The sequence below is a fragment of the Aliivibrio wodanis genome (genome assembly GCF_052920805.1).
The window spans coordinates 1,255,355-1,280,369 of the sequence record NZ_JBREXA010000001.1 but is presented as its reverse complement, the minus strand read 5'-3'; the positions used below and the strand labels follow the sequence as shown (position 1 = coordinate 1,280,369).

Annotated in this window: 19 protein-coding genes and 3 pseudogenes; 15 read left to right on the top strand and 7 right to left on the bottom strand. The window is 39.0% G+C overall.

What is annotated here, in order from left to right; translation table 11 throughout:
• Nucleotides 1-340: 340 nt before the first annotated feature.
• Nucleotides 341-715 (bottom strand): nuclear transport factor 2 family protein, encoded by a 375-nt coding sequence (locus tag ACU5DF_RS05825; RefSeq protein ID WP_446712147.1) that lies wholly within the window; start codon nucleotides 713-715, stop codon nucleotides 341-343.
• A 115-nt stretch (nucleotides 716-830) separates the two neighbouring features.
• On the opposite strand from ACU5DF_RS05825, the gene ACU5DF_RS05820 reads away from it, so the two are divergent.
• Entirely contained in the window at nucleotides 831-1,697 is an 867-nt protein-coding gene (locus tag ACU5DF_RS05820; RefSeq protein ID WP_446712146.1) for a LysR family transcriptional regulator, read from the top strand.
• Nucleotides 1,698-1,771: 74 nt separating this feature from the next.
• On the opposite strand, the pseudogene ACU5DF_RS05815 reads toward ACU5DF_RS05820, so the two are convergent.
• Nucleotides 1,772-3,615: pseudogene (locus ACU5DF_RS05815) on the bottom strand (PhoX family protein).
• 263 nt (nucleotides 3,616-3,878) lie between these two features.
• Between ACU5DF_RS05815 and ACU5DF_RS05810 the strand changes: the two are divergent.
• The 7 genes and pseudogenes from ACU5DF_RS05810 (at nucleotide 3,879) to choV (ending at nucleotide 11,273) form a co-directional block, all read left to right on the top strand.
• Entirely contained in the window at nucleotides 3,879-4,058 is a 180-nt protein-coding gene (locus ACU5DF_RS05810; RefSeq protein WP_446712145.1) for a hypothetical protein, read from the top strand.
• A 261-nt stretch (nucleotides 4,059-4,319) separates the two neighbouring features.
• Nucleotides 4,320-4,933 (top strand): annotated as a pseudogene (gene betI / locus ACU5DF_RS05805) (transcriptional regulator BetI).
• Nucleotides 4,934-4,956: 23 nt separating this feature from the next.
• Nucleotides 4,957-6,417, top strand: coding sequence for a betaine-aldehyde dehydrogenase (betB, locus tag ACU5DF_RS05800; RefSeq protein ID WP_446712144.1), 1,461 nt, complete (start codon nucleotides 4,957-4,959; stop codon nucleotides 6,415-6,417).
• A gap of 59 nt (nucleotides 6,418-6,476) precedes the next feature.
• The gene (gene betA, locus ACU5DF_RS05795; RefSeq protein ID WP_446712143.1) at nucleotides 6,477-8,177 is read left to right on the top strand and encodes a choline dehydrogenase; all 1,701 of its coding nucleotides are present in this window, start codon (nucleotides 6,477-6,479) and stop codon (nucleotides 8,175-8,177) included.
• A 76-nt stretch (nucleotides 8,178-8,253) separates the two neighbouring features.
• Nucleotides 8,254-9,195 (top strand): choline ABC transporter substrate-binding protein, encoded by a 942-nt coding sequence (locus ACU5DF_RS05790; RefSeq protein ID WP_446712142.1) that lies wholly within the window; start codon nucleotides 8,254-8,256, stop codon nucleotides 9,193-9,195.
• Between the two features lie 45 nt (nucleotides 9,196-9,240).
• Complete coding sequence (choW, locus tag ACU5DF_RS05785) at nucleotides 9,241-10,083, top strand: choline ABC transporter permease subunit (RefSeq protein ID WP_065592013.1); 843 nt, start codon at nucleotides 9,241-9,243, stop codon at nucleotides 10,081-10,083.
• Nucleotides 10,084-10,085: 2 nt separating this feature from the next.
• Complete coding sequence (gene choV, locus ACU5DF_RS05780; RefSeq protein ID WP_446712141.1) at nucleotides 10,086-11,273, top strand: choline ABC transporter ATP-binding protein; 1,188 nt, start codon at nucleotides 10,086-10,088, stop codon at nucleotides 11,271-11,273.
• Between the two features lie 39 nt (nucleotides 11,274-11,312).
• Here the strand turns inward: choV and ltrA are convergent, their stop codons facing one another.
• Nucleotides 11,313-12,623 carry a group II intron reverse transcriptase/maturase gene (gene ltrA, locus ACU5DF_RS05775; RefSeq protein WP_446711496.1) on the bottom strand — a complete coding sequence of 437 codons (1,311 nt, stop codon included), beginning with the start codon at nucleotides 12,621-12,623 and terminating at the stop codon, nucleotides 11,313-11,315.
• A 735-nt stretch (nucleotides 12,624-13,358) separates the two neighbouring features.
• Between ltrA and ACU5DF_RS05770 the strand changes: the two genes are divergently transcribed.
• From ACU5DF_RS05770 to ACU5DF_RS05745, 6 genes and pseudogenes are all read left to right on the top strand, one after another.
• Nucleotides 13,359-13,832 carry a MarR family winged helix-turn-helix transcriptional regulator gene (locus tag ACU5DF_RS05770; RefSeq protein WP_045104425.1) on the top strand — a complete coding sequence of 158 codons (474 nt, stop codon included), beginning with the start codon at nucleotides 13,359-13,361 and terminating at the stop codon, nucleotides 13,830-13,832.
• A 92-nt stretch (nucleotides 13,833-13,924) separates the two neighbouring features.
• Nucleotides 13,925-14,431, top strand: a complete 507-nt coding sequence (locus ACU5DF_RS05765; RefSeq protein ID WP_446711711.1) for a helix-turn-helix domain-containing protein — start codon at nucleotides 13,925-13,927, stop codon at nucleotides 14,429-14,431.
• Nucleotides 14,395-15,273, top strand: a pseudogene (locus tag ACU5DF_RS05760) (IS3 family transposase); the annotation flags it as partial. The gene ACU5DF_RS05765 and the pseudogene ACU5DF_RS05760, both read left to right, overlap by 37 nt.
• A 153-nt stretch (nucleotides 15,274-15,426) precedes the next feature.
• Nucleotides 15,427-16,383, top strand: a complete 957-nt coding sequence (locus ACU5DF_RS05755) for an AEC family transporter (protein WP_446712140.1) — start codon at nucleotides 15,427-15,429, stop codon at nucleotides 16,381-16,383.
• A gap of 259 nt (nucleotides 16,384-16,642) precedes the next feature.
• Nucleotides 16,643-18,349 (top strand): bifunctional UDP-sugar hydrolase/5'-nucleotidase UshA, encoded by a 1,707-nt coding sequence (gene ushA / locus ACU5DF_RS05750; RefSeq protein ID WP_446712139.1) that lies wholly within the window; start codon nucleotides 16,643-16,645, stop codon nucleotides 18,347-18,349.
• A gap of 308 nt (nucleotides 18,350-18,657) precedes the next feature.
• On the top strand, nucleotides 18,658-19,515 hold the full coding sequence (locus ACU5DF_RS05745) for a PA4780 family RIO1-like protein kinase (protein WP_045104427.1): 858 nt from the start codon (nucleotides 18,658-18,660) through the stop codon (nucleotides 19,513-19,515).
• Nucleotides 19,516-19,527: 12 nt separating this feature from the next.
• Here the strand turns inward: ACU5DF_RS05745 and ACU5DF_RS05740 are convergent, their stop codons facing one another.
• The 3 genes from ACU5DF_RS05740 to yddG all read right to left on the bottom strand — a co-directional run bounded on the left by ACU5DF_RS05740 (nucleotide 19,528) and on the right by yddG (nucleotide 22,359).
• Nucleotides 19,528-20,211 carry an esterase/lipase family protein gene (locus ACU5DF_RS05740; protein ID WP_045104428.1) on the bottom strand — a complete coding sequence of 228 codons (684 nt, stop codon included), beginning with the start codon at nucleotides 20,209-20,211 and terminating at the stop codon, nucleotides 19,528-19,530.
• Nucleotides 20,212-20,357: 146 nt separating this feature from the next.
• Nucleotides 20,358-21,443: an AI-2E family transporter gene (locus tag ACU5DF_RS05735; RefSeq protein WP_045104429.1), complete on the bottom strand. Its 1,086-nt coding sequence runs from the start codon at nucleotides 21,441-21,443 to the stop codon at nucleotides 20,358-20,360.
• A 19-nt stretch (nucleotides 21,444-21,462) separates the two neighbouring features.
• The gene (gene yddG, locus ACU5DF_RS05730) at nucleotides 21,463-22,359 is read right to left on the bottom strand and encodes an aromatic amino acid DMT transporter YddG (RefSeq protein WP_446712138.1); all 897 of its coding nucleotides are present in this window, start codon (nucleotides 22,357-22,359) and stop codon (nucleotides 21,463-21,465) included.
• Between the two features lie 262 nt (nucleotides 22,360-22,621).
• Here yddG and ACU5DF_RS05725 point away from each other — a divergent pair, with 262 nt between their 5' ends.
• Nucleotides 22,622-24,508 (top strand): methyl-accepting chemotaxis protein, encoded by a 1,887-nt coding sequence (locus tag ACU5DF_RS05725; protein ID WP_446712137.1) that lies wholly within the window; start codon nucleotides 22,622-22,624, stop codon nucleotides 24,506-24,508.
• Nucleotides 24,509-24,536: 28 nt separating this feature from the next.
• Here the strand turns inward: ACU5DF_RS05725 and ACU5DF_RS05720 are convergent, their stop codons facing one another.
• Nucleotides 24,537-24,707, bottom strand: a complete 171-nt coding sequence (locus tag ACU5DF_RS05720) for a hypothetical protein (RefSeq protein ID WP_446712136.1) — start codon at nucleotides 24,705-24,707, stop codon at nucleotides 24,537-24,539.
• Nucleotides 24,708-25,015 lie beyond the last annotated feature (308 nt).

The window sequence follows — 25,015 nt, the reverse complement described above, 5'->3', positions numbered from 1 at the left end:
GGCAAAGAATTAACAAGCGCAAAGAGTTAAGCCGAATACTCTGGTGAGTACAGTGCTTAGTTAGCAATGATAGCTATAGGGGGGATGGAGCGTTTAAGGCGGCGTAATTAACACAGTGATCAATATCCTCTAAATCAAACAGGTGGCCAGTGTATATTTATAAAATCATCAGTTCAATTTTCATTGCCAGAATCTAAGATTGTATAATTACTAAATTCAATCCTATTCCGAATATTATACTACTGCTTAGGTACCCAGAGGACATGACTAAAGAGGCTTCTAAACTCAAACGTGGTTGAAAAGAATTAATAATTCAACCACATTATTTAAAAAGTACTTCTTAGCGCTCACCTTGCACTTCAAAATCATCAGCAATTAAACGTGCCTTACCATCGCTTTGAATTGTCCAATGTTCACGGTGTACAACACCAAATGCTTTGTTCATCGTCCAATTAGCCGTTAATAGATAACCATCTTCACCGATTGGTTCCCATTTAACCTCTGTATAATCCACATCAGCAAAGCCTTGATCTATAATATTTTGCCAAAATGCTTGGATCTCTTCACGGCCAGTAAACGTTCCAAATGGGCGAGCTTCCATTACTGTACCTTCAGCGTATTGTGCTGCACAACCTGCTGCATCTTGAGAGTTAAACGCCTGCTGCCATGTTGAAATGCCTGCTTTACATGCTGCTAAAATTTGTTCTTGAGTCATGATTGTTTCTCCTAATGTTTGTATGAGATGGACTATACGTGCATTATTAACACTGAAAAACAAACTAATTAGAAAACACTGTTTAATAAATTCAAACAATAGGGTTGGTAAGAGTATGAACAAACTAAAACAAATGACACTCTTTATGACAATCGTTGAAACTGGTTCTATTACTAAAGCAGCGGAAAAGCTTGAACTATCTAAATCTGTCATTAGCCAGCACTTAAAACAATTAGAGAATGATCTCTCCGTTCCATTATTAAAACGTACTACTCGTAAACAAGTATTAACCACTTCTGGTGAGCGCTTTTATCTGCAATGTTGCGAGATGCATCAATTAGCCGAAAAAGCATGGAGTGATATCTTACACCAGCAACAATTCCCTCAAGGGAAACTAACGGTCACCGCACCACACGCATTAATGAATAGTATTGTTATTCCGGCATTAAGCTCCACCTTTAAAACACACAAAGGCGTAGCGTTAAATTTAATTGCGCATGACGGGCAGCTCGATTTAATGCAAGAAGAAATTGATTTAGCGATCCGAGTTGGAGAATCCAAACTCAGTAATTTAAAACAAAAACGCATTGGAACAGTACAAGATGTATTGTGCGTAGCAAGTGATTACTCCCTTATCAACTTAGAAAATATAGAGTCAGTTCCTTATATTGCAAACCATTGGCAATCAAAACAGATCTCACATTCCCTCGTTAATATAAAAACAAAAATCACACACCGCTTAAATTTTACCCCCACGCACCAAGTGAACACGGTTCAAAATAGCTTAGCGTTAATTGAAAGTGGATTAGGCGTCGGCCTTCTTCCTGAATTTATTTATTCACAACATCAAGCAACAGTACGAAAAGCGGTTCCTGACGATGAAATAGCGCCTTCTAATGTGTATGCATTACATCCATTCCATGGTCAAACACCGATAAGTGTAACAATGGCAATCGAAGCGATTGAAAATGCATTGAACTAAAATTAAAACGCCAATTCATCGGTGTGAACTGACGTTTCTTATTTAATTTAAGAATAAACGATCCTACAAAAAAACTAGCTACCTATCACACCGCCATTCTCTTTCGTGATCATAACAATGGTTGAACGTGGTTTATTGCTACCACCTTGAGGAAAGTGCCCAGATGGATGCTGCACGCCAACAAACATGGTTTTTTGATCTTCAGAAAACGTCAATCCTGTAATTTCGCAGCCAATTGGGCCCGTTAAGAAGCGACGAATCTCACCTGTATTAGGATCACCACACAACATTTGATTGTTACCTTGACCTGCAAAATCGCCTTTGTTTGAGTAATTACCATCGGTTTGAATCCATAGACGTCCTGCTTTATCAAAACCAATACCATCAGGGCTATTAAACATATTATCTTTGTTTATATTGGCACTGCCTGCGTACAAATTACCCTCATGAACCCTTGGATTCCCTGCTATCACATATAAATCCCATTGGAATATATCACTAACATGGTTGCCATTTCTTGGTGCCCAACGCACAATTTGGCCGTAGTGGTTTTCAGCTCGAGGATTAACACCATCAACCTCTTGACCTTCTTTAACACCACGGTATTTGTTGTTAGTTAATGTGCAAAAAACGTGTTTTTTATCTGGATGAACCGCAACCCATTCAGGTCTATCCATTGTTGTTGCCCCTACTTGTGTCGCGGCACGTCGAGCAAAAATCATCACTTCTGCTTGGCTATTAAATCCGTTTTCTTTAGTTAACCCATTCTTACCGTAAGTCAGCTCTAGCCATTGGCCATCACCTTCTAATTTATCACCTTTCATTGCAAACTTAGCAACGTAAAGTGTCCCTTCTTCTAACAAGTCTCGGTTAGCTGACTTATTACCTTCTTGGTATTTGTTTTTTGATACAAATTTGTAAAGATGCTCACCACGTTCATCATCACCAAGATACACCACCACATGACCATCATCGTTCACAACCAATGCAGCATTTTCATGCTTAAAGCGACCTAACGCGGTTCTTTTTAATGGTGTAGACGTTGGATCATTAGGGTCAATTTCAACCACCCAACCAAAACGATTTGGTTCATTTGGGTTTTTAGAAACATCAAAACGCTCATCAAAATTATGCCATTGATATTTACTTTGTTTTGATTTTATACCATATCGTTTATCGTCTGAGGTTAACTCTGTTGCTACTTCAGAGCCAAAGAATGAATTGAAGTTCTCTTCACAGGTTAAATAAGTACCCCAAGGCGTTTCACCATTAGCGCAATTATTGAATGTTCCTAATACTTTCTTACCTGTTGAGTCTGCATTGGTTTTTAATAAATCATGACCAGCAGCAGGGCCTGTCACTTCCATTTCTGTATTTGCGGTAATACGACGGTTTGCTCGGCCATCAACGTCCATCGTCCATTGACCATTTTTCTTCACTATCTCTACTATCGTAATACCAACGGCAGCTTGTGCTTTTGCAACATCGTCAGCTGTCATTGCTTTACCTTCATGAACAAACAGGTATTCGTAATTGGTGTATTCATTATTCACCGCAAGAATGGCGCGATCTTTTGATAAAGGAAATACACTCATACCATCGGTATTATCACCAAATTGCAGCGCTTGTGCTTTTGAATCTTGTTTGCCATTAGAATTAAATTGAGGAGCATTAGCAAAAATGGGATCACCCCATGACATTAACGTACTAGAGCGATACCCTTTTGGAACGATACCGAGATAGCCTCAAAATTTAATAACGAGCTGTCCATACTACCCGCAATCGCTTTTGCCACTGGATTTAATGCTAAAAATGCACCAGCACTTGCTGCTGCCGTCCCCATCAAAAATCCTCGACGAGATAAACGTGCGTTAACCATGTTACTAAAATCTGATTCTTTCTCTACAAAATTACTCATCATACTTCCCTTTGAAATCATTATTTTTATAAGTGCGTTTTATATAATTAGATGTAGCCTAAAGGGGATTTATGACAGTTTTGTAGAAGATTTATGGCAATTTGATTGCTTATGATTAAATATCTAGGTGTCTCTTAATTTCATAGTAAAAAACGTAATAAATTAAGATATTAATAAGATGCCCTATTATCAATTTTCTGATATAAATTTCACCAATAAATATCGATAACATCGAACATATTACTTAAGAAAAAGGAACGATTATGCATAAGCACACCACATTTCTTCTCACTATTGGTCTATTATTTACACTCAATGGATGTGCAGAACTTAAAGACGTAGGTAGAACCATTGGCCATACAACTCGCGATACGACAAAAGCCATCGGACATGCATCACGCGATGCCGTGAACTCAGTAAAAGATGATTTAGAATCAAATTAAATCGCCATAATTTGCTGCCACCCTCACCTTTGCTTAACGCAAAAAAGTTACACCTCAAATGTTTATAGTTCAAATATTAATATTTTTAACACAATAAATACCCACTCACCAACCCTTCATAATGCGTTGTTTTTTATAAATAAAAAAGACAACGCTGCGCCTAAAGATCAAAAGCCCATAAAATAATAATTTGAACTCTAACTATTTTTCTGTCATTTTATAATTAATTGAACGTTCAATAAAAAATAAAAGGACAGAAAGATGCCCAAGGTTGGGATGCCTGACATTAGAAAACCACAGCCCTTGTAAAAGCAACAATGAAGGTCATTGATCGTGTTGGTTTACACGCCGCTAGCATTGCTTTAATTAGTAAAGAAGCAGGTGTATCTACAGGGATCATAAATCACTATTTCGGAGGTAAGCACGGTCTTCTCGAAGAAACCATGCGTGAGATCCTCCGTCAGCTCTCCAATACCATCACATCTCAATTAAAATCCTTACCTGTTGACGCTCATCAACTACGCATCAATGCCATTATCAATGGTAATTTTGAAGGCTATCAAGCAGAAAACGAAGTCGCTAAAACTTGGTTAGCATTCTGGTCTTACTCTATGCATGACGAACAACTAAAGCGTCTACAGCATGTAAATGAAAGGCGTTTACTGTCTCACCTACGAATTGAACTAAAAGCCATGTTAAATAACCAACAAGCAGAACTCGTTGCTCACGGGATCGCATCATTAATTGATGGTGTTTGGTTAAGAGGTACATTAAACCCTGAAGGCATTAACGCAGATAAAGCGCGTACCATCATCAATGACTACCTTGAAAAGCAACTTTCCTTTTATTCAAGTCACTCTACAAATCACTCATAATAATTATTAAGTCAGATATTCAAATGGAAATTAACTCGTTATATATCGATGGAAAGTCGATTCCAGCTACGTCTGGAGAAACCTTTATTAGTACAAACCCTGCTAACGGTGAAGCTATTGCAACCCTAGGTCAAGCCTCTCAAGCCGATCTTGAGCTTGCCGTTGAATCAGCAAAGCGAGGTTTTGCTATATGGTCTGCAATGTTACCGATTGAACGCAGCCGTATTCTTCTCAATGCTGTAAAAATACTTAGAGAACGAAACAATGACCTTGCAAATCTTGAGGTTATGGATACAGGAAAACCACTTCAAGAAGCATTAGAAGTTGATGTAGCGTCTGGTGCTGATGTGATTGAATATTTCGCTGGGTTGGTTCCCGCAATGCAAGGCGACCAACAGCCACTAGGTGAAAACCAATTCTTCTATACTCGTCGTGAGCCACTTGGTATTTGTGCTGGCATCGGTGCATGGAACTACCCTATCCAGATCGCCATGTGGAAATCAGCACCTGCATTGGCAGCGGGTAATGCGATGATCTTCAAACCGTCAGAAGAAACGCCCTTAACTGCACTGAAACTGGCTGAAATATTTACTGAGGCGGGATTGCCAGATGGCGTGTTCAACGTCGTTCAAGGTGATTATCGTGTTGGTCAGATGCTGACTGCACACCCTGATATCGTAAAAGTGTCTTTCACAGGTGAAACAGGAACAGGAAAAACAGTCATGGCTGACAGTGCAAAAACACTAAAATCAGTCACGATGGAGTTAGGTGGAAAATCACCAATGGTCGTCTTTGATGACGCAAAATTGGATGATGCCGTATCCGCAGCGATGGTGGCAAACTTCTACACTCAAGGTGAAGTTTGTACTAATGGTACTCGTGTTTTTGTTCATGAAAATCTTTATGACGAATTCATTAGCCAACTTAAAGTTCGTACTGAAAAGTTGATTATCGGGGACCCAATGAACATCGAAACCCAAGTCGGTGCTCTGATTTCAAAAGCACATTTAGCAAAAGTATTAGAGGCCATTGAGCAAGCCAAACAGTCAGGTGCAACCCTGCTTACTGGCGGCTATCAAGTGACCAACAAAGGATTAGAAAACGGTAACTTTGTGGTTCCTACCGTCTTTGTAAATTGCGAAGACGATATGCCACACGTTCAACAAGAGATCTTTGGCCCTGTTATGTCAGTCCTTAAATTCACTGACGAAGACGAGGTTATTCGTCGCGCAAACGACACTAAATATGGGCTTGCTGCCGGTATTTTTACTCAAAACTTATCACGAGCTCACCGAGTTATTCATCAAATGCAAGCGGGGATTTGTTGGGTAAACACGTGGGGAGACTCTCCTGCAGAAATGCCAGTAGGCGGTTATAAACATTCGGGGGTTGGACGTGAAAACGGCCCTGAAACGCTACTGCATTACACGCAAACCAAAAGCATATTAATAGAGCTTGGTGATTTCGCTAGCCCTTACGCTTAATTTGCCCTTCCAATAAAAACGTCTAGCCCTATGCGCTAGACGTCACGGAGAATACAGACATGGAACAACGCTACGATTATATTATCGTCGGCGCGGGTTCGGCCGGCTGTGTGTTAGCAGATAGACTAACCGAAAGCGGTCAACACAGCGTTTTATTATTAGAAGCAGGCGGTACGGATAAGAGTATTTTTATCCAAATGCCTACTGCACTTTCTTATCCTATGAATTCTGAAAAGTACGCATGGCAGTTCGAGACTCAACAAGAGTCAGGGCTAGATGGACGTCAATTGCATTGCCCTCGCGGTAAAGTTCTTGGTGGAAGCTCGTCGATCAACGGCATGGTTTATGTTCGTGGTCACGCGTGTGATTATGACGAATGGGAAGAAAATGGCGCGACAGGCTGGAACTACCAAGCTTGCTTACCTTACTTTCGTAAAGCTGAAACATGGAGTAAAGGCGCAGATCAATATCGCGGAGGCGAAGGTCCTTTAGGTACGTGTAATGGCAATGACATGACACTTAACCCTCTATATCAAGCCTTCATCAATGCAGGTAAAGATGCGGGATACCCAGAAACATCAGACTACAACGGCTATCAACAAGAAGGTTTTGGTCCAATGCATATGACGGTAGATAAAGGCGTTAGAGCATCTACCTCAAACGCGTATCTTCGTCGTGCCTTAAAGCGTCCTAACCTGACATTAAAAAAAGGTATTGTCGCCAGAAAAATTCTACTTAAAGACAACAAAGCCGTTGGTATTGAGTTTGAAAAATCAGGAAAAATTATCAATGTTCATGCAAATAAAGAAGTCATTTCAAGCGCAGGTTCAATTGGCTCAGTTCAATTACTGCAACTGTCAGGCATAGGTCCAAAATCCGTCTTAGAAAACGCAGGCGTAGAGGTAAAGCATCAACTCTCTGGTGTTGGTGAAAACCTGCAAGATCACCTTGAGATTTACTTTCAATATCATTGTAACGAACCCATTACGCTGAACAGCAAATTAGACTTAGTTAGCAAAGGGCTCATTGGTGCCGAATGGATATTAACTCGCAAAGGGTTAGGCGCGACAAACCACTTTGAATCGTGTGCTTTTATTCGTTCTCGCAAAGGCTTGAAGTGGCCTAATCTTCAATATCACTTCTTACCTGCGGCGATGCGTTATGACGGACAAGCCGCATTTGATGGTCATGGATTTCAAGTTCATGTTGGTCCAAATAAACCAGAAAGCCGAGGAACAGTATCAATAATCTCAGCGGATCCTCACGCAAAACCAAAGATCGTTTTTAATTACATTTCGACTGAGCAAGATCGCCAAGATTGGCGCGATTGCATTCGCCTTACTCGTGAAATTCTATCTCAACCTTCAATGGATACATTCCGTGGTGAAGAAATTCAACCGGGTATTGAGGTCACTTCTGACGAGGCGATTGATGAATGGGTTAAGCAAAATGTAGAAAGTGCTTACCACCCTTCTTGTGGCTGCAAAATGGGCAATAAAGAAGACCCAATGGCTGTACTCGATGAACAGTGCCGCGTACGTGGAATTACGAATTTACGCGTTGTCGATTCTTCTGTATTCCCAACTATTCCGAATGGAAACTTAAATGCACCCACCATTATGGTTGCAGAACGTGCCGCCGATTTCATCCTTGGTAACCCTATGCTCACAGGGGAGCACGCACCCGTTTGGATAGCACCGGAATGGGAAGTGAAACAACGAATAAACGCACCAATAAGAGAGACAAGTTCACTCTCTTAAATAATAAGAAACACAAAAATACAGTCAGCATCGCCGTTCTAACCAATGGCGAAAGGAATCATTACAAGGAATTATTATGTCACTTACAAAAAAGACACTTGCCACATTAGCCATCAGCTCATTTGCTTTTAACGTGTATGCCAATCAATGTGAAACCGTACGTTTTGCAGATGTTGGTTGGACAGATATCACAGCAACAACCGCGGTCACCTCTGAATTACTTAAAGGTATGGGCTATAAAACCAAAACAGATCTTCTTTCTGTACCCGTTACTTACTCTTCAATGGCGAATGGTGACATCGATGTATTCTTAGGTAACTGGATGCCAACGATGGAAGGTGATATCGCTAAATACCGTGAAGCCGGCACAGTAGAAACCGTCCGAGCCAATTTAGAAGGCGCTAAATACACACTTGCTGTACCAAAATATGTCTACGACGCGGGTGTTACAAGCTTTGCTGATCTTGCAAAACATGCAGATAAATTCAAAGACCGTATCTACGGAATTGAGCCGGGTAACGATGGTAACCGTATTATCCAATCCATGATTGATGCTGATGCCTTTGGTCTTAAAGACTTCAGTGTTGTTGAATCAAGTGAAGCCGGAATGGTGTCGCAAGTTTCTCGTTCAGTGCGCCGTAGTCAATGGATTGTTTATTTAGGTTGGGCGCCGCATCCAATGAACAGCAATGTTGAAATGGAATATCTATCAGGCGGTGACGACTTCTTTGGTGCCAATTATGGCGGAGCAAGTGTTTATACCAATGTTCGTTCTAACTACCTTTCAGAGTGTAAAAACGTCGGCCAACTTCTTCAAAATCTAGAGTTCACACTAGAAATGGAAAACGAACTTATGGAAGCCATCCTAAACCAGAAAGTACAGCCAGAAAAAGCGGCTCAACAATGGTTAACGAAAAATCCGGAACAAGTAAAAGCATGGCTTGAAAACGTTACCTCTCTACAGGGTGATTCGGCCACAAAAGCGGTTACAGAATACCTAAAACAAATTAAAGCGTAATCAATAATGGTGGGTTTCGGCCCACCAGTCATTTAAGGAAATATTGTGAATTTTATTACAGAGCACAAAATCCCTGTTGGGCAATGGATGGAAACAGGCGTTGACTGGTTAACTATCAATGCCGCTGGTTTTTTTGATGCCATTTCATTTTTTCTAGAAACTATCATTCTCTTTTTAGTCGATGTATTTAAATGGATGCCACCTGCGCTTCCTATTCTTATGACCGCTGCCATTGCGTGGTATTTACACAGAAAACCATCATTAGTTATTTTTGTCGTCGCTGCATTATTGACGATTCTAAACCTCGGTTATTGGCAAGAAATGCTGGAAACCTTTGTCCTTGTTTTTGCAGCGACAACGATTTCCGTATTAATTGGCGTACCCATTGGGATCATGGCTGCACACCGACCTTGGCTTTATACCGTATTAAGGCCAATTCTTGATTTAATGCAAACCGTACCAACTTTTGTTTACTTGATCCCAACTCTCGTTTTATTCGGTTTAGGCATTGTGCCAGGATTAATCTCAACCATTATCTTTGCTATCGCCGCCCCTATTCGTCTTACGTATCTTGGTGTAACAAAAGTGCCGGGAGAGTTAATTGAAGCAGGCAAAGCATTTGGTGCAAGCCGCATGAAATTATTACTCAAAGTAGAATTACCTGCGGCACTACCAAGCATTATGGCCGGCATCACCCAATGTATAATGTTGTCATTATCAATGGTGGTTATTGCCGCACTTGTTGGTGCTGATGGCTTAGGTAAACCTGTTGTTCGAGCACTTAACACCGTAAATATCTCACAAGGTTTTGAAGCTGGATTAGCCATTGTTCTTGTCGCTATTATTCTTGATCGCTTATGTAAAGCACCGAATCAGAAGGAAGTATAATCATGGATGCCATTACTATAAAAAACCTCGACGTGGTGTTTGGAAAAAAAACTAAACAAGCATTGGAATTATTAGACCAAGGGAAAACTCGCCAAGAAATTATCGACGAGATAGGCCAAGTTGTCGGTGTTGATAATGTCTCTCTTTCAGTTAAAGAAGGCGAGATTTGCGTTCTAATGGGATTATCGGGTTCGGGTAAATCAAGTCTGCTTCGCGCCGTTAACGGATTAAATGAAGTAAGCCGCGGTGAGCTAATGATTAAGAATGGCGACAAACTTGTTGATGTCGCTCTGTGTGATGAAGAAACCTTACGCCATTTACGTACTCAGCGTGTGTCTATGGTCTTCCAAAACTTTGCGTTAATGCCATGGCTTACCGTGCTAGATAACGTTGCTTTTGGTTTAGAAATGCAAGGCATCGCAAAAAATGAACGCAGAGAAAGAGCTCGTGAACAAATTGAAATGGTTGGCCTTGCAGAATGGGAAACAAAATACCCTCATGAGCTTTCAGGCGGTATGCAACAACGTGTAGGCTTAGCTCGTGCATTTACGATGGATACGGACATTCTATTAATGGATGAACCCTTCTCGGCGCTTGATCCCCTCATTCGAGCTCAACTTCAAGATGAACTCCTTTTATTACAAACTAAACTGAATAAAACCATTTTGTTTGTTAGCCATGATTTAGATGAAGCGTTAAAAATTGGCAATAACATTGCGATCATGGAGTCAGGCAAGCTAATTCAGCATGGAAAACCAGAAGACATCGTGCTTAACCCAAAAACAGAATACGTGAAAGATTTTGTCGCTCATACTAATCCATTGAATGTATTAAAAGGTCGTTCATTAATGCAGCCTTTAGACTCACTTAAACAAGAAAATAACTGTTGGAAAATTTGTGACGCTAAAGATCTTTGGGTAAATCAGCGCCAAGGTAAATTGAATATTGAAGACCAACCAACGCTAACTTTAATTGAATGGAATGAATCAACGACAGATTTGTCTTCGATCAATCACTCAACACTGGTTATCGCAAATCCAGAGATTAGTATGCGTGATGCAATAAAGCTAAAACAGCGAAGCAATCACCCTATTTTACTGGTTGAACATAATCAATTAGTCGGGATTTTGGATAACAGCGAATTCTATAATGCGCTTATTGGTGATTTTCAGCTAAATAGTGCAGCGTAATACAATCGAGTAGGAGGAGGCCTCGCGGCCTCCGTCCTCTCACACCACCGTACAAGCGTGGGTCGCATACGGCGGTTCCGAATACATTTTCAGTGCCTTATACCCATCCAATAATGAGTATAATCCCATCTCCATCAGTTTTACGTTTGGAAGTGCATGATTCACTTGAGGTGTTCTTGAGAGTCTCCACCAACCTTTATCTGACATCGCTAATTTCCAAGCATTTCGCTCGCTTACACCCTCTTGGCGTAGCCACATCGCTATGCTGTATTTTCGCTTTCTCTGCTTCAGGCGGTAGCTCCGAAGTCGGCGTCTTATCCAACTGTCTAGAGTTCCCATTACACTCGGTTTTAAAGCCAATTTAAAGTAGTGTTGCCATCCTCTAAGATATTGAGTTAATTCTTTTATTATTGCCTTTAACTCTCTTCCTCGATTTCGTTTCGTTATCTCTCTGACCCGCTTTTTCATTCTTGCTTTCGCCTCTTTTGATAGACGGATCTGACCTGAGTAACTAAAACTGTGGCTTAGATAACTGCGCTCCGTTATTCTTGTCGCCGCACTTTTCTCTCGGTTAACCTTGAGTTTCAGTTTATGCTCTAAGAATACGGTGATCGAGTCTTTGACTCTCTCTGCAGCTTCCTGACTACTCACATAGATTTGGCAATCGTCTGCATATCGACAGAACTTATGCCCTCTACGTTCTAGCTCTTTATCTAGCTCATCTAATACTATATTAGATAGTAAAGGTGACAGAGGACCACCTTGTGGGGTTCCTCTTTGTCTACACTCTATTATCCCATTTCGCATCAGTCCACTTTGTAAATATGACCTAATTAACTTCAAAACTCGTTTATCTTCAATATCTTCTGCTAAACGATGCATCAATCTATCGTGATTAACGGTATCGAAATACTTTTCTAGATCTATATCTACAACGTATCCTCTTCCTTCTCTGATGTATTGACTCGCTGTCGCTAAGGCATTATGAGCGCTACGCATTGGCCTAAAACCAAAACTACTCTTCGAGAATTTTGGCTCATAAACTTCTGTTAACACTATCGTGATAGCTTGTTGAACTATTCGATCTAGAACCGTTGGTATTCCCAACTGCCTGACACCACCTTTAGCTTTCGGGATCTCAACACCCAAGACTGGTTGAGGTTGATAACTACCTTCTAATAAGGATTGACGCAATTGTTGTCCATTATCGCCTTGCTTGAGTTTATTAATGGTCGCTTCGATGCTGAGTCTATCAACTCCCGCACACCCTTTATTACTCTTCACTCGGCGTAATGCTGCGTTCAAATTAGTTGGAGCGCTAATGCGCTCTAGTAGTTGAGAGGTATTCACCAAGACTCGCCTTTCTTTCTACGCCAGATACGTTTGTTACGCTTTGTCACCGTCAGTGCTACTTGCGGTTTTACCAACTGGGACAGAGTGATGGGTTTCATCGTTGCTGTTACTCCACGTATTTGAGTGTTTAGCGGCTGCTTCTTGATATATTCGGTTCAGGCCTTCCTTTAAACTGTACTGGTTTAAAGTACTATGCCGTCGGCTGACTTCTTAACTTCCGTCGAGTGACATCACTGCCGCTCTAGTCTCTTTGAGACAAAGGCTAAGATCTCCCGAGGTAAGACGCTGTTCTTTCCCATGGTCATGCCTGATTTACTGCGACACACTTCTCGTCGAAACATAGGGTTATTCTATCTATAGCTAGGTTACCCAAGTTGTCACAGCCTACTATCAGATTTCTGTTCGTCACCACCATGTTTTGCCATTTGCTTCCTTCAGATTTCACCTCACGGTGAACACCCTTGCATAGGCTAACGGTTCTCGTTCGACTGAGCCCGTAGAGGACTTTCACCTCCTAGAACAACGCCATGCTCGGCGCACTAATCATAAAGTGATGATAGCTCTCATCACTTTATAATCAAGACCAATCCGAGTTATTAATTGAAAGAAAAAATGACACTCTATAAGCAAGCAAGACTAGAAAAGATTGAGAATAGTACCAACATCAGTACAATGCGGAAATCAACAACGTTGTAAACCATTCAATTTTGCATTTATACAAAGGTCTGTTACGTGGATAAACATGAAGAAGTTTTGGTCGCTATTCGTCAGATAATTCGAGCTATCGATTTACAATCGAAAAAACTGAACAAAGAATATGGATTAACCGGTCCTCAACTTATTTTAATGCGTGCGATTCAAAGTATGCATAATGTAACGATCAAAGAGCTGTCAAATCACACAAATGTAAGCCAAGCGACAACGACAACTATTATTGATCGCTTAGAACATAACGGCTACGTTCAACGTATTCGTAGCGAATCTGATCGACGAAAAGTACATGCTAATTTGACAGAGAAAGGAACTGAATTACTCAACAATGCTCCTCTCTCTTTGCAAGATAACTTCGTGAACAAATTCCATAAGTTAGAATCATGGGAGCAGAGCTTACTGTTATCATCAATGCAACGAGTATCTTCTATGATGAACGCTGAAGATATCGATGCCGCACCAGTATTGCAACTTGAAAGTATTGCAAAAATTTAAGTAGCTTGAGCTTGTTGCTCCAATAGCAAATAAAAGCCTCTATTTGAACTGACCCCCAATAATTGGACAACCAATTACTGAGGGTCTTTTTTATGTCCAAATATAGTCGTGAGCTAAAACTAATTATTGCTAAGCAGTGCTTAGTTAGTCGTACATCAATTCAATTATCTAAAGAATATTCGATATCTGCTCGTCAGATACGATATTGGACTCAAGTATTTTCTATCCATGGTAAAAACTCATTTTTACCAACTACACATGCCGATAATGCCAAAACAAAATTACAAGCATTGAAATTAATGTGGACTAACAGTTGGTCTCTCACTCACACTAGTGCAGTATTAAACTTATCCTCCCCTGGCACGCTATCAGTCTGGCTTAAAACATATAATGAAGCGGGGTTTAAGGGACTCAAGAATAGCAATATAGGAAGGCCTTCAATGAAATCATTATCCAATACTACACAAAAATCAGATGACGAAATGACCATTGAAGAGCTAAGAGAAGAGTTAAGTTATTTACGAACAGAGAATGCTGTTCTAAAAAAGTTCGAAGAGCTGAAACAGAAAAAACGCCAACAAACAAAGAAAAAGCGTTAATTGTTTTAGCTCTCAAAGCTAATTACCCTTTAAAATATTTACTTCGTATCACCAGTTTGGCAAAAAGTGTCTTCTATTATCAGGCTCAAATAAGTAGAAGGCCTGATACTTATGAGCATGAGTTAGAGATGATTGAGTCTATCTACCATGAACATAAAGGACGTTATGGCTATCGACGGATCCATTTAGCTATGCGAAGAAAAGGTGTAGAGCTGAATCATAAAACAGTACAAAGGCTGATGGCGCAACTAAACCTAAAATCTATAGTAAGACCCAAAAAATATCGTTCTTATCGAGGAGAGGTGGGTAAATCAGTCCCAAATGTACTTGAAAGGGATTTTAGTGCTACGAAACCAGATGAGAAATGGGTAACCGATGTAACAGAATTTAAAGTTAACGGACAAAAAGTTTACCTATCGCCAGTGGTTGATTTATTCAATCAAGAAGTTATCGCTTATAAAGTGACAAAGAATGCACGTTTACCGCTAGTCACGGATATGCTTAAAGAAGCAATAGGCAAACTAAGTAAGGGCTCGAAGCCAATTTTACACAGTGATCAAGGTTGGCAATATCGACATAAGACTTATCAACAGGAACTTGTAAAGCATAGGCTTCAACAAAGTATGTCTAGAAAAGGAAACTGCTTAGATAATGCAGTAGCTGAAAATTTCTTTGGTTTACTTAAAACTGAAATGTATCATGGATACATCTTCAAGGATGCAGATGAGTTAATAGAAAAGATCGAAGAATATATCGAGTATTACAATACGAAGCGGATTAAGGTAAAACTAAAAGGCCTGACTCCGATAGAATATCGAAACCAGGCCTTACAAGCCGCTTAACTAAAATGTCCAACTTAACGGGGTCACTTCAATTTCAAAAGAGGCTTTTTTTATTTATCCAATCAAAGATACATACACCTTAATTACCATACTGCAAGTTGATTAATTCTGTGTAAAATAAAACCATTCTTAACTTACGCATAAAGAGAAAGCATGGATAATTTTATCACTCAACTGTGGTTTTCAGCATCAATCACTGGGCCGATTTGCTTAATGCTTTTTCTAGGTGTCGCCCTTAAACGCATTCATTTAATTAACGATAATTTTATTGAAGTCGCTTCAAAGCTAGTATTCCAAGTAACCTTACCTGCTATGTTATTTTTGAGTATCGTAAATGCTGAACATGATTTTTCATCCAGTAGCCGTCTAATTATTTACGGATTAATCGCAAACTTTCTCTTTTTTTTATTCACAGTTTTTTCAACTAAGTTTATCTTTAAAAACAAGCAAGACCATGGTGTGATTATTCAGGGTGGATTCCGTGCAAATACAGCCATCATTGCACTTGCTTATGTTGCTAATGCGTATGGCGATTCAGGCGTAGCTCTTGCTGCTATTTATGTAGCTGCGACAACTGTCCTCTACAACATTCAAGCTGTCATCGCGTTAACACCAAAAGAAAAGCATAGCGAGAAGCAAGCCTTTGGTGTAATAGTTAAAACTCTCACTAAAAACCCATTAATCATCTCTATAATATTAGGTGTTGTGTGCTCACTTCTCTCTATTCCGATTCCAGATATGGTAACTCAAGCGGGGCAATATTTTGCAAACATGACACTACCTCTTGCCCTACTATGTGCAGGTGGCTCATTAGATCTCAATTCGATGAGAGAAAATCAAAGACCTACCTGGTTTGCAACAAGTTATAAACTTATATTAAGTCCAATATTTATTACCCTTGGAGGTATGTTGTTAGGCTTTAGGGGGCTAGATTTAGGTCTTTTATTCTTTATGAGTGCAGCTCCTACAGCCGCCGCTAGTTATGTAATGGCAAGAGCAATGGGGGGGAATTCAACACTGGCTGCAAATATAATAGCTCAAACAACAGTGGCATCATTAGTTACATGTACATTGGGAATATTTATTTTGTCTTCATTCAACTTACTTTAACGAGATATTCATCAGATGAATTATTTGGTGTTAAGTAAAAATTAAAACAATACGTTAATATCACCTTTTTTCTTTTTCTATAATCGTATGACTTAATGATTAACTAAACACTAAAAATGTTGATTTCACTGCATAAATCACAAGATAAGAATAAATCAACGCGACTAAAGTACAAATCCACCTCACGTCACAAAAGTTTATAAATGTTTCAGTATATTGAGCGCATTATTGTTATCAATCTATCAAAATAAGGCTCTTTATGAACATTTCTAAATCACTACTCGTACTTTCAGTCAGTTTAGCAATGGCTGGCTGTGGCTCAGATAGCAACGATTCTCCTACAACTTGTGAGACTGCTGATTCATGTACTAAGTTTACTGTTCTTCATACTAACGATAATCACGGCAGATTTTGGGAAAATAGTAAGGGCGAGTACGGCATGGCTGCTCGAAAAACACTTATTGACCAAATCCGTGCTGAAGTAAAAGAGAATGGTGGCGAATCCATTTTATTATCTGGTGGTGATATTAATACAGGTGTTCCAGAATCAGATATGCAGGATGCTGTGCCAGACTTTGTTGGTATGAATCTTTTGGGCTATGACGCAATGGCTCTTGGCAATCACGAATTCGATAATGCATTAGATGTACTTGAGAAGCAATCTGAGCTAGCTGATTTCCCAATGCTTGCTGCAAATATTTATGTAAAAGATACAGATGGTAATGTAACTGAAGAGCGCCTATTTGACCCATATAAAGTATTTACGATTAATGGATTGAAAGTTGCAGTGATTGGCTTAACCACAAAAGACACTGCGAAACTGGTTAATCCTGACAATGTATCAACTATCCATTTTGCAGATCCTCAAATTGAAATTGAAAAAGTCATTACTGAAATCAAAGAAAATGAAAACGTTGATTTAATTTTTGCAACAACCCACATGGGTCATTATGCTAATGGACAACATGGTAGTGAAGCTCCCGGTGATGTGCTATTAGCTCGCTCTCTAGAAGAGGGGCAATTAAACGCAATTATTGGTGGACACTCTCAAAACCCTGTATGTATGGAAGGTAATGAATACGCAGACTTTAACCCTGGCGATGCGTGTAAACCTGATCAACAAAATGGAACTTATATCATGCAGGCACATGAGTGGGGCAAATACGTTGGTCGTGCAGATTTCGAATTCTATGATGGTAAACTTCATTTAGCAAAATACGATTTAGTACCCGTAAATCTTAAAGAAAAAGACGAAAATGGTGACTACCAATACATTCAATCAGAAATAAAACCAGACGCTACGGTTAAATCTATTCTTTTACCATACCAACAAGAAGGTCAAGAACTACTAGATGTGGTGATCTCACATACTGATGACGTCCTTGTTGGTGACCGTAGTGTCGTTCGTTCAGAGCAAACTAACCTTGGTCACCTTTTAGGTCATGCATATCGCACTTATAACCTTGTTAATGCCGACTTTGGTGTGATGAACTCAGGAGGTGTACGTGATTCGATTCAACCAGGTGATGTAGCTTATCGTGATGTGTTAACAGTGCAACCGTTTGGTAACTTTGTAACTAAAGCAACAATGACAGGTCAAGAAGTTAAAGAGTACCTGGATGTTGTCGCGACAAAAACTGCGGGTTCTGGTGCTTATGCTCAACTGGATAATATCAGTTTAACCGTTGATTGTGATCTAAGCGACGTGACTATTCGTGATATTAACGGTAGAGGATTTGATTTACAGGATACATATACTTTCTCTGTGATCAGTTTTAGTGCTGCGGGTGGCGATGACTATCCAATCATTGATGTTGAATCAACACAAATAACAGACGCATCAGTACTTAGAGAATTCTTTGTTAATAACCCGCAAGTAACAGCAGCTGATTACGCACCGACTGATGGTAAATTGATTTACCTCAGCAGTGGTCAAGAAGTAAAAGGCTGCCCTGCGGTTCAATAAGACTTAACATATAAGAATTATTATCTACACACTAAGACCAAGTTATTCGATAACTTGGTCTTTATTTTTTAAACAGAGTAAAACATCTCAAAAAGTCATACCAGAACTTGTGTTAAAGCCACTCTATAGTCTATAAATTATATCTAAACGAAAAGAAATAATGCTCTCACTGTAACCTATGATAAAAATAACTACCCTTCAAAACTTGTGAGAAAGCAGAATATAGGCATAATGCCCTTTAAATTTTAATGTATAGTTCAAAAATACGTCACGATTTACGACGTTTATCTACGCTCATATGAGGTGCAATGAAAATACCAAACAGATTACTACCACTAGTTGAAGATGGTTTAATAGATGAAGTTCTAACCCAATTAATGAGCGGTAAAGAAGCCTCGGTCTACATTGTTCGTAGTGGTGATAACATTCAGTGTGCCAAAGTTTACAAAGAGATTGAACAGCGCAGCTTTAAACAAGCTGTAGCGTATCGTGAAGGTCGAAAGGTAAAAAACAGCCGTCGTGCTCGTGCAATGGAAAAAGGCTCTAAATTTGGCCGTGACGAGCAAGAAAAGGTATGGCAAAACGCAGAGATTGATGCGCTATACAAGCTATCTGAAGCTGACGTTCGTGTACCGACGCCTTATGGCTGCTTTGATGGTGTTCTCTTAATGGAATTAGTGACAAACGATGAAGGCTCTGTAGCCCCTCGTTTAAATGACATCACCTTAACAAAAGAACAAGCATTACGTGATCATGATTTAATGATTCAATACGTAACTCGTATGTTATGTGTAGGTATCGTGCATGGCGATTTATCTGAATTTAATGTATTAGTTGATCATCTAGGCCCTGTTATCATCGATTTACCTCAAGCTGTCGATGCCTCTGCAAACAACAATGCAAAATGGATGCTTGAGCGTGATGTGAACAACATGACGACTTACTATGGTCAATACGCACCTGAATTACTTGGCACCGAATACGCTAAAGAAATGTGGGCGCTGTATGAAATAGGCGAACTGACACCAAATACCAAACTTACTGGTGTATTTATTGATGATGGAAAAGATGCTGACGTTGATGGCTTAATGGCGGAAATTAATGCAGTAATGGAAGAGGCGCGCTTACGTAAAGAGCGCCAACTTGAAGATCAAGAACAAGATTAAACAATAAATACATTACAACCTAAGAGCTTCATTGGCAGATGATGGATTATCTGCCCTATAATGCCCTCTAACCTTTTCATCTTCTCTATTAAACTTATGATGCTCGATAAAGTAATCAACTTGATTTGCGGTTTCATTCGCATAGAGTAAGCTTGTATGAGAATGTTTTAAACACAGGTGATCACTTAGTTCAGGTAACAGTGTCTCTTCTACTGTTACTGTGCCATCTGAGGGCTGTTTGTCTCTTATAATCGGAGAGCGAATACCAATAGGTAGTGTTCCTGCAATAGAACCCACAGGGCAATCAGTTGTCAATTGATTTACATCTACCAAGCCTTGCTCTTTTGAGCTTCCTAAAATAAAACCCAATTTCATATTTTTAAGTTCTTTTGCAATAGAAGAACCTTGGAGCGGTGATCCAATAGTGACGACAGCATTGATTGGCGTATTAAGGTCTTGATGAGAATTAACAAAATGCACACCTAAAATGCCACCTAAGCTGTGCCCTACAACAACATTTTTTTGAGAAATAGACAAACAATTATGGATCCGTTTAAAAAGTAATGACTCATTAATCCGTAAGGAATTGTAAGTAATGACTTGTACTGTATGCCCTTTTTTCCTTAACCGAGAAGCCAGTGGTTTCATTACCACCCCATGCATATACAATCCATGCAACATCACAATGTTCGCCATTACCTTAATTCCTTTAATCCAAAGCTCTGTATTTGACTATATCAAGTCATAATAGTTCTTACATATTAAAAATATCATTTATTACGACTCGATACACAATGAATTAATAAATCGCGATCTAGAACAAATTATTAAATTAAAGGAGGTTAATTTTCAATAGAATCTGAACTTTCTTCTGCCTCATTATTCAACCATACCGTGAATAATTGATAGGTTAAACTCAATATTACAGCCCCTACAAACAAACCAACAATGCCGGACATCGCCATACCGCCTAATGCACCAAGTAAGATAACAATCATTGGTATATGAGAACCTCGACTTAATAATATTGGCTTTAAAAAGGCATCACTACTACTCACTAAGACACACCAAATAGAAAATAAAACCGCAGGAGTTGTGGTATCAACACTGAAAACATAAAAAATGACGGGTAACAGTACAAAAATTGGAGGCAATTGAATAATCGCAAAAACAAGCACTAAAAAAATCAATGGCCCCAAAGCTGGAGCAGGAATACCAATTACAGCCATTCCCAACCCTGCTAACGTAGTTTGTATTACAGCAACCCCTATAACACCTAAAACTACACTTCTTATCGTTTTCGTCGACAACTTAGTTAATGCTTCACCATGAGCTCCCGTTAACCGATTTGAAACTAAAATACAGGCTTGTTCACACTTAGCAGCATGAGACATAAAAATACCAGCAATAATAGTTGATACAATAAACTGAATAAAACCACCACCTAAAGAGCCAACAAGTGAAGCAGCTTTAGTTGCAATTGTTCGCACCTCTGCACTGTATTTAAAAAGCAAACTTTCAAGATTAGAGGAAGCCTGTGACATAAAAGAATAGGCTTCACTTCCAATTATTGGCCACTCTTGCATACTGGCTTTTGGTTTAGGGATCGCTATTGTTCCATCTTGGTAACCTAAAAATAGTTCAGTACCACTAGTGTAAATTCCCGTAGACAATGCCACCAATGGAACCAATAGCAATAAAACACCAATCATACTTAAGGCGATACTTATCTTACTTTCACTCAGCGAAGTCTTTTTATGAAAAAATTCCACTATTGGGTACAAGGCGGTCGCAATAATGCCACCCCACACCATAAGCAATAAGAATGGTTTTAAAATCGACAAGCACCATAAGACCAATACAGCAAGCGCACTGATTTTGATAAACGCATCGATTGCCTGGTTCGAAAAATTAGGTTCTAACTTCATAAATTGTCCTTGTTATCGACTATTTAACATCAACGTTTTCTTTGGTAAACCACCAACACAATAGTGATGCTATTGTCACCATCATAACCCCTTGCCAAAATTGGTTTGTTAATTCAATGTCTAAAATCCAAGCCGAAAAAAATGTAGATAATACTGGTGTGAAATATGAAAATGTCGCTAGTAATACCATGTTCCCACCAATAATACCTATATTCCATAACGCATAACCGCTTCCCATAATAATACCAGCTAAAAGTAGATCAATAGTCGCATTACTTGTCATCACGATTGCGCTTTCATTACTTATTGTATATTTGCACCAAAGTACTATAGCGGTTCCGATAAAAAACCAAGTGATGGCATTTTTACCATTGGCAAGCTTTTTGGTTATATTACAATAAATTGCCCACAAAAATGCACCAATTAATGCTAAAGAGTAACTAACTGGATTACTTTCTGCGTTATTTAAAAGTTGTGTGATAGATAATCCACTGTCTCCACTTAAAGTCCAAGCAACACCAAAAAATGATAATAAAATGGAAGGATAGATAATTTTGTTTACTGGTTTATTACTTGCAAGTACTGAAAATAATACCGTTAATGAAGGCCATAAATAATTAATAATACTCATTTCTATCGCTTGATTTCGGCTATTTGCCATACCAAGAGCTAATGATAAACACATTTCATAACTGATAAATAAAACGCCGCCAATCAGTAAATAACGTAAAGAAAAAATTCGTAACTTGGGCAATCCCATAACAATGACCAAAAATAGTGATCCAACACTATAGATCATTGCAGCACCACCAATAGGCCCTAATTGCTCAGTCACATTACGAAGCAAACCAACAATCATGCTCCACAATAAAATGGCAGTACAACCTGCGATGGTGTATTTATATGACGTATTCAATGACATATCCTATTTATGTAGGGAAAATAAACGATGCTACTCTATCATGTTGTTAATAAAAGACACCACACAGATGAATAAAAAGTCACAATATATAGAACAACACACTGAAAAGTGCATACTTATTTAACTTTAAATATTATCTTCAATGCCTTGTTTATGTAATAATTTATTTCGAACCTAAAAATTATTATGACTAAATGAGTAAATATAACTCGTAAATGATCATTTATTACAACATTTAACAATGTGAAGAACTATTATGCTAAAAAATTTATCGCTTAAAAATAAACTCGCTATATCAGCTAGTGCTGCAATTATACTTGGGGGAGTATTGGTTGAAGCTCTATCTTTTAATGCTTCGTTAGAACGATTAGATATTGAAGTAGAGCAACGCTTAGAAAGCACCACAGCTTCGTACAATCAATATGTTACAGATTGGATATTATCGAAAGAACGAGCTCTTACTTCTTTATCTAAGGATACCAATAAAAATGCAATTGTAACCCATTTAGAACAAGTTCGTGATTCTGCTAAATTTGATAATGTCTTCCTTGCTTATCCAAATGGATCTCAAGCTAATGCAAATGGTGTAACCCTCCCACCAGGTAATGATGACCCTAGAAAATGGGGCTGGTACACAAACGCAGTTGCTGCTCCTTCAAAAGTATTCATGGACAACCCAACGGTTGCCGCAGCGACAGGTGCTAATGTCGTATCACTCGGTAAAGCGATAAATTTACATGGACAACAAGTGGTATTAGGTGCAGATGTTGAAATCACCGATATTTTAAATAGTATGGAAAAAGTGATTATTCCTGGTGAAGGCTTTATGTTTATTGCCAATGAGCAGGGTAATGTTTTCACTCATCCAAATACAGAACTTCTCAATAAATCAGTTTCAACATTAGGGCTAAACTACTCAACAATTCAACAGGCTGCGAATCGTAATTCTGATATCTCTATTGAACTAGATGGTGAGAAATATATTCTTTATGCTCAAAAAATTGATGGCACAAGTTTGACTACCGTTAGTGTAATTAATTATGACTCTTTAGTTGCACCTCTATTTGATGCGGTATCTGGTCAAATCTTAGTCACAGCTCTTGTCGTAATAATATGTACTTTCTTATTCAATTTATTGTGTAATATTTTATTCCGTCCACTAAATAACGTTTCTCAAGCTTTAGCTCAAATCGCTAATGGTAGCGGTGATTTAACACAGCGTATTTATGTAGAAAATAAAGATGAAGTGGGCGAACTGGCAGATAATTTCAATACCTTCGTTGAAAGTTTACAGCTACTTATTCAACATATTCGTTTGCAATCACAGCAGCTTACTGAAGGCTCAGAGCAAAGTACAAACCGTGCAAATAACTCAGTGAAAGAGCTAAATTTACAACAGCAAGAAATTACAATGGTGGCAACTGCTGTTACTGAAATGGCATCTGCAACCCGTGAGATCGCTTCTCATGCTGAACAAACTGCAGAGGCAGCGCAAAATTCTTCAAGCAGCACTGAAAAAGGACACTCTTTGGTTGTAGACACAAAAGCATCAATTAACAGCCTAGCAAATGAAGTAAATGAAGCAAGCGCAGTAATTAGTGAGCTTCAGCAACATTCTCAAGAAATCAATACGGTGCTGGCAACAATTCAAGGCATTGCTGAACAAACTAACCTTTTAGCATTAAATGCAGCAATTGAAGCAGCACGTGCAGGAGAGCAAGGTCGTGGCTTTGCTGTTGTTGCCGATGAAGTGCGTGTTTTATCTCAACGCACTCATACTTCAACAGAAGAAATAAAATCAACGATTGATACTCTACAACAAACCACAAGCCGCGCAGTAAACTTGATGCAAAGCAGCTCTGAGTTAGCCAATAACTCAGTAGAAGATGCTGATCGTGCAACCTTAGCGCTAGAGGAGATAAGCTCATCAGTAACACTAATCAGCGATATGGCCACCCAAATAGCAACAGCGGCAGAGGAGCAAACTCACGTTACTGGTGAGATAACTCAAAATATAACATCTATTAAAGACGTGACAGATCTACTTGTTATCGATTCAACAGATAGTCTAGCTCAATCTCATTCACTCAAAGAACAAGCGGTTAATTTAAGTGAAAAAGTAGCTACATTTAAACTTTCATAGAAATCGTTCTAAATGGTAGAAGTGGTGCTTAACTCACCACTTCCACTGTTTTATGCTGAGGACCTAAATAAGTCCCTTCATCTATGTAATAACGTAAAGAGTCACTACACTCGGGACACTCAAAAATCTCATTGGGCTCAATGGCTTCCTCTTCAACCCATTCCCAACCGATATATTCTTCACAACTTGGACAGTCCATTTTATATTCCTCTTAACTATTTTCGGCGAGTGTAATTAACCTCAACTCGGGATAAGAAAGTCGAGAATATATTTTTCATACACTTAAATTAAACCAATAAGTCAGTAATGTTAATTTAGATGCGTAACAAGGCAAAATCATAAGTCAATAGCTTGCCTATTGCATTGATTTTAACGTAGTTAGGCGCTAAAGAAACAGTACTGAATGGCTTAGATTATTCCGAGTTGAGGTTAAATCACCTAAAAGCAAAAGTCATCATCTCACAGACGAAATAAATCGCTCCGCCCTCTTATCAAACAAGAAATTAT

What these genes read in the sequence shown, in the direction of transcription:
- ACU5DF_RS05825 (WP_446712147.1), bottom strand. Translation starts at nt 715, where the DNA reads ATGACTCAAGAACAAATTTTAGCAGCATGTAAAGCAGGCATTTCAACA.
- ACU5DF_RS05820 (WP_446712146.1), top strand. Translation starts at nt 831, where the DNA reads ATGAACAAACTAAAACAAATGACACTCTTTATGACAATCGTTGAAACT.
- ACU5DF_RS05810 (WP_446712145.1), top strand. Translation starts at nt 3,879, where the DNA reads ATGCATAAGCACACCACATTTCTTCTCACTATTGGTCTATTATTTACA.
- betB (WP_446712144.1), top strand. Translation starts at nt 4,957, where the DNA reads ATGGAAATTAACTCGTTATATATCGATGGAAAGTCGATTCCAGCTACG.
- betA (WP_446712143.1), top strand. Translation starts at nt 6,477, where the DNA reads ATGGAACAACGCTACGATTATATTATCGTCGGCGCGGGTTCGGCCGGC.
- ACU5DF_RS05790 (WP_446712142.1), top strand. Translation starts at nt 8,254, where the DNA reads ATGTCACTTACAAAAAAGACACTTGCCACATTAGCCATCAGCTCATTT.
- choV (WP_446712141.1), top strand. Translation starts at nt 10,086, where the DNA reads ATGGATGCCATTACTATAAAAAACCTCGACGTGGTGTTTGGAAAAAAA.
- ACU5DF_RS05765 (WP_446711711.1), top strand. Translation starts at nt 13,925, where the DNA reads ATGTCCAAATATAGTCGTGAGCTAAAACTAATTATTGCTAAGCAGTGC.
- ACU5DF_RS05755 (WP_446712140.1), top strand. Translation starts at nt 15,427, where the DNA reads ATGGATAATTTTATCACTCAACTGTGGTTTTCAGCATCAATCACTGGG.
- ushA (WP_446712139.1), top strand. Translation starts at nt 16,643, where the DNA reads ATGAACATTTCTAAATCACTACTCGTACTTTCAGTCAGTTTAGCAATG.
- ACU5DF_RS05745 (WP_045104427.1), top strand. Translation starts at nt 18,658, where the DNA reads ATGAAAATACCAAACAGATTACTACCACTAGTTGAAGATGGTTTAATA.
- ACU5DF_RS05740 (WP_045104428.1), bottom strand. Translation starts at nt 20,211, where the DNA reads ATGGCGAACATTGTGATGTTGCATGGATTGTATATGCATGGGGTGGTA.
- ACU5DF_RS05735 (WP_045104429.1), bottom strand. Translation starts at nt 21,443, where the DNA reads ATGAAGTTAGAACCTAATTTTTCGAACCAGGCAATCGATGCGTTTATC.
- ACU5DF_RS05725 (WP_446712137.1), top strand. Translation starts at nt 22,622, where the DNA reads ATGCTAAAAAATTTATCGCTTAAAAATAAACTCGCTATATCAGCTAGT.
- ACU5DF_RS05720 (WP_446712136.1), bottom strand. Translation starts at nt 24,707, where the DNA reads ATGGACTGTCCAAGTTGTGAAGAATATATCGGTTGGGAATGGGTTGAA.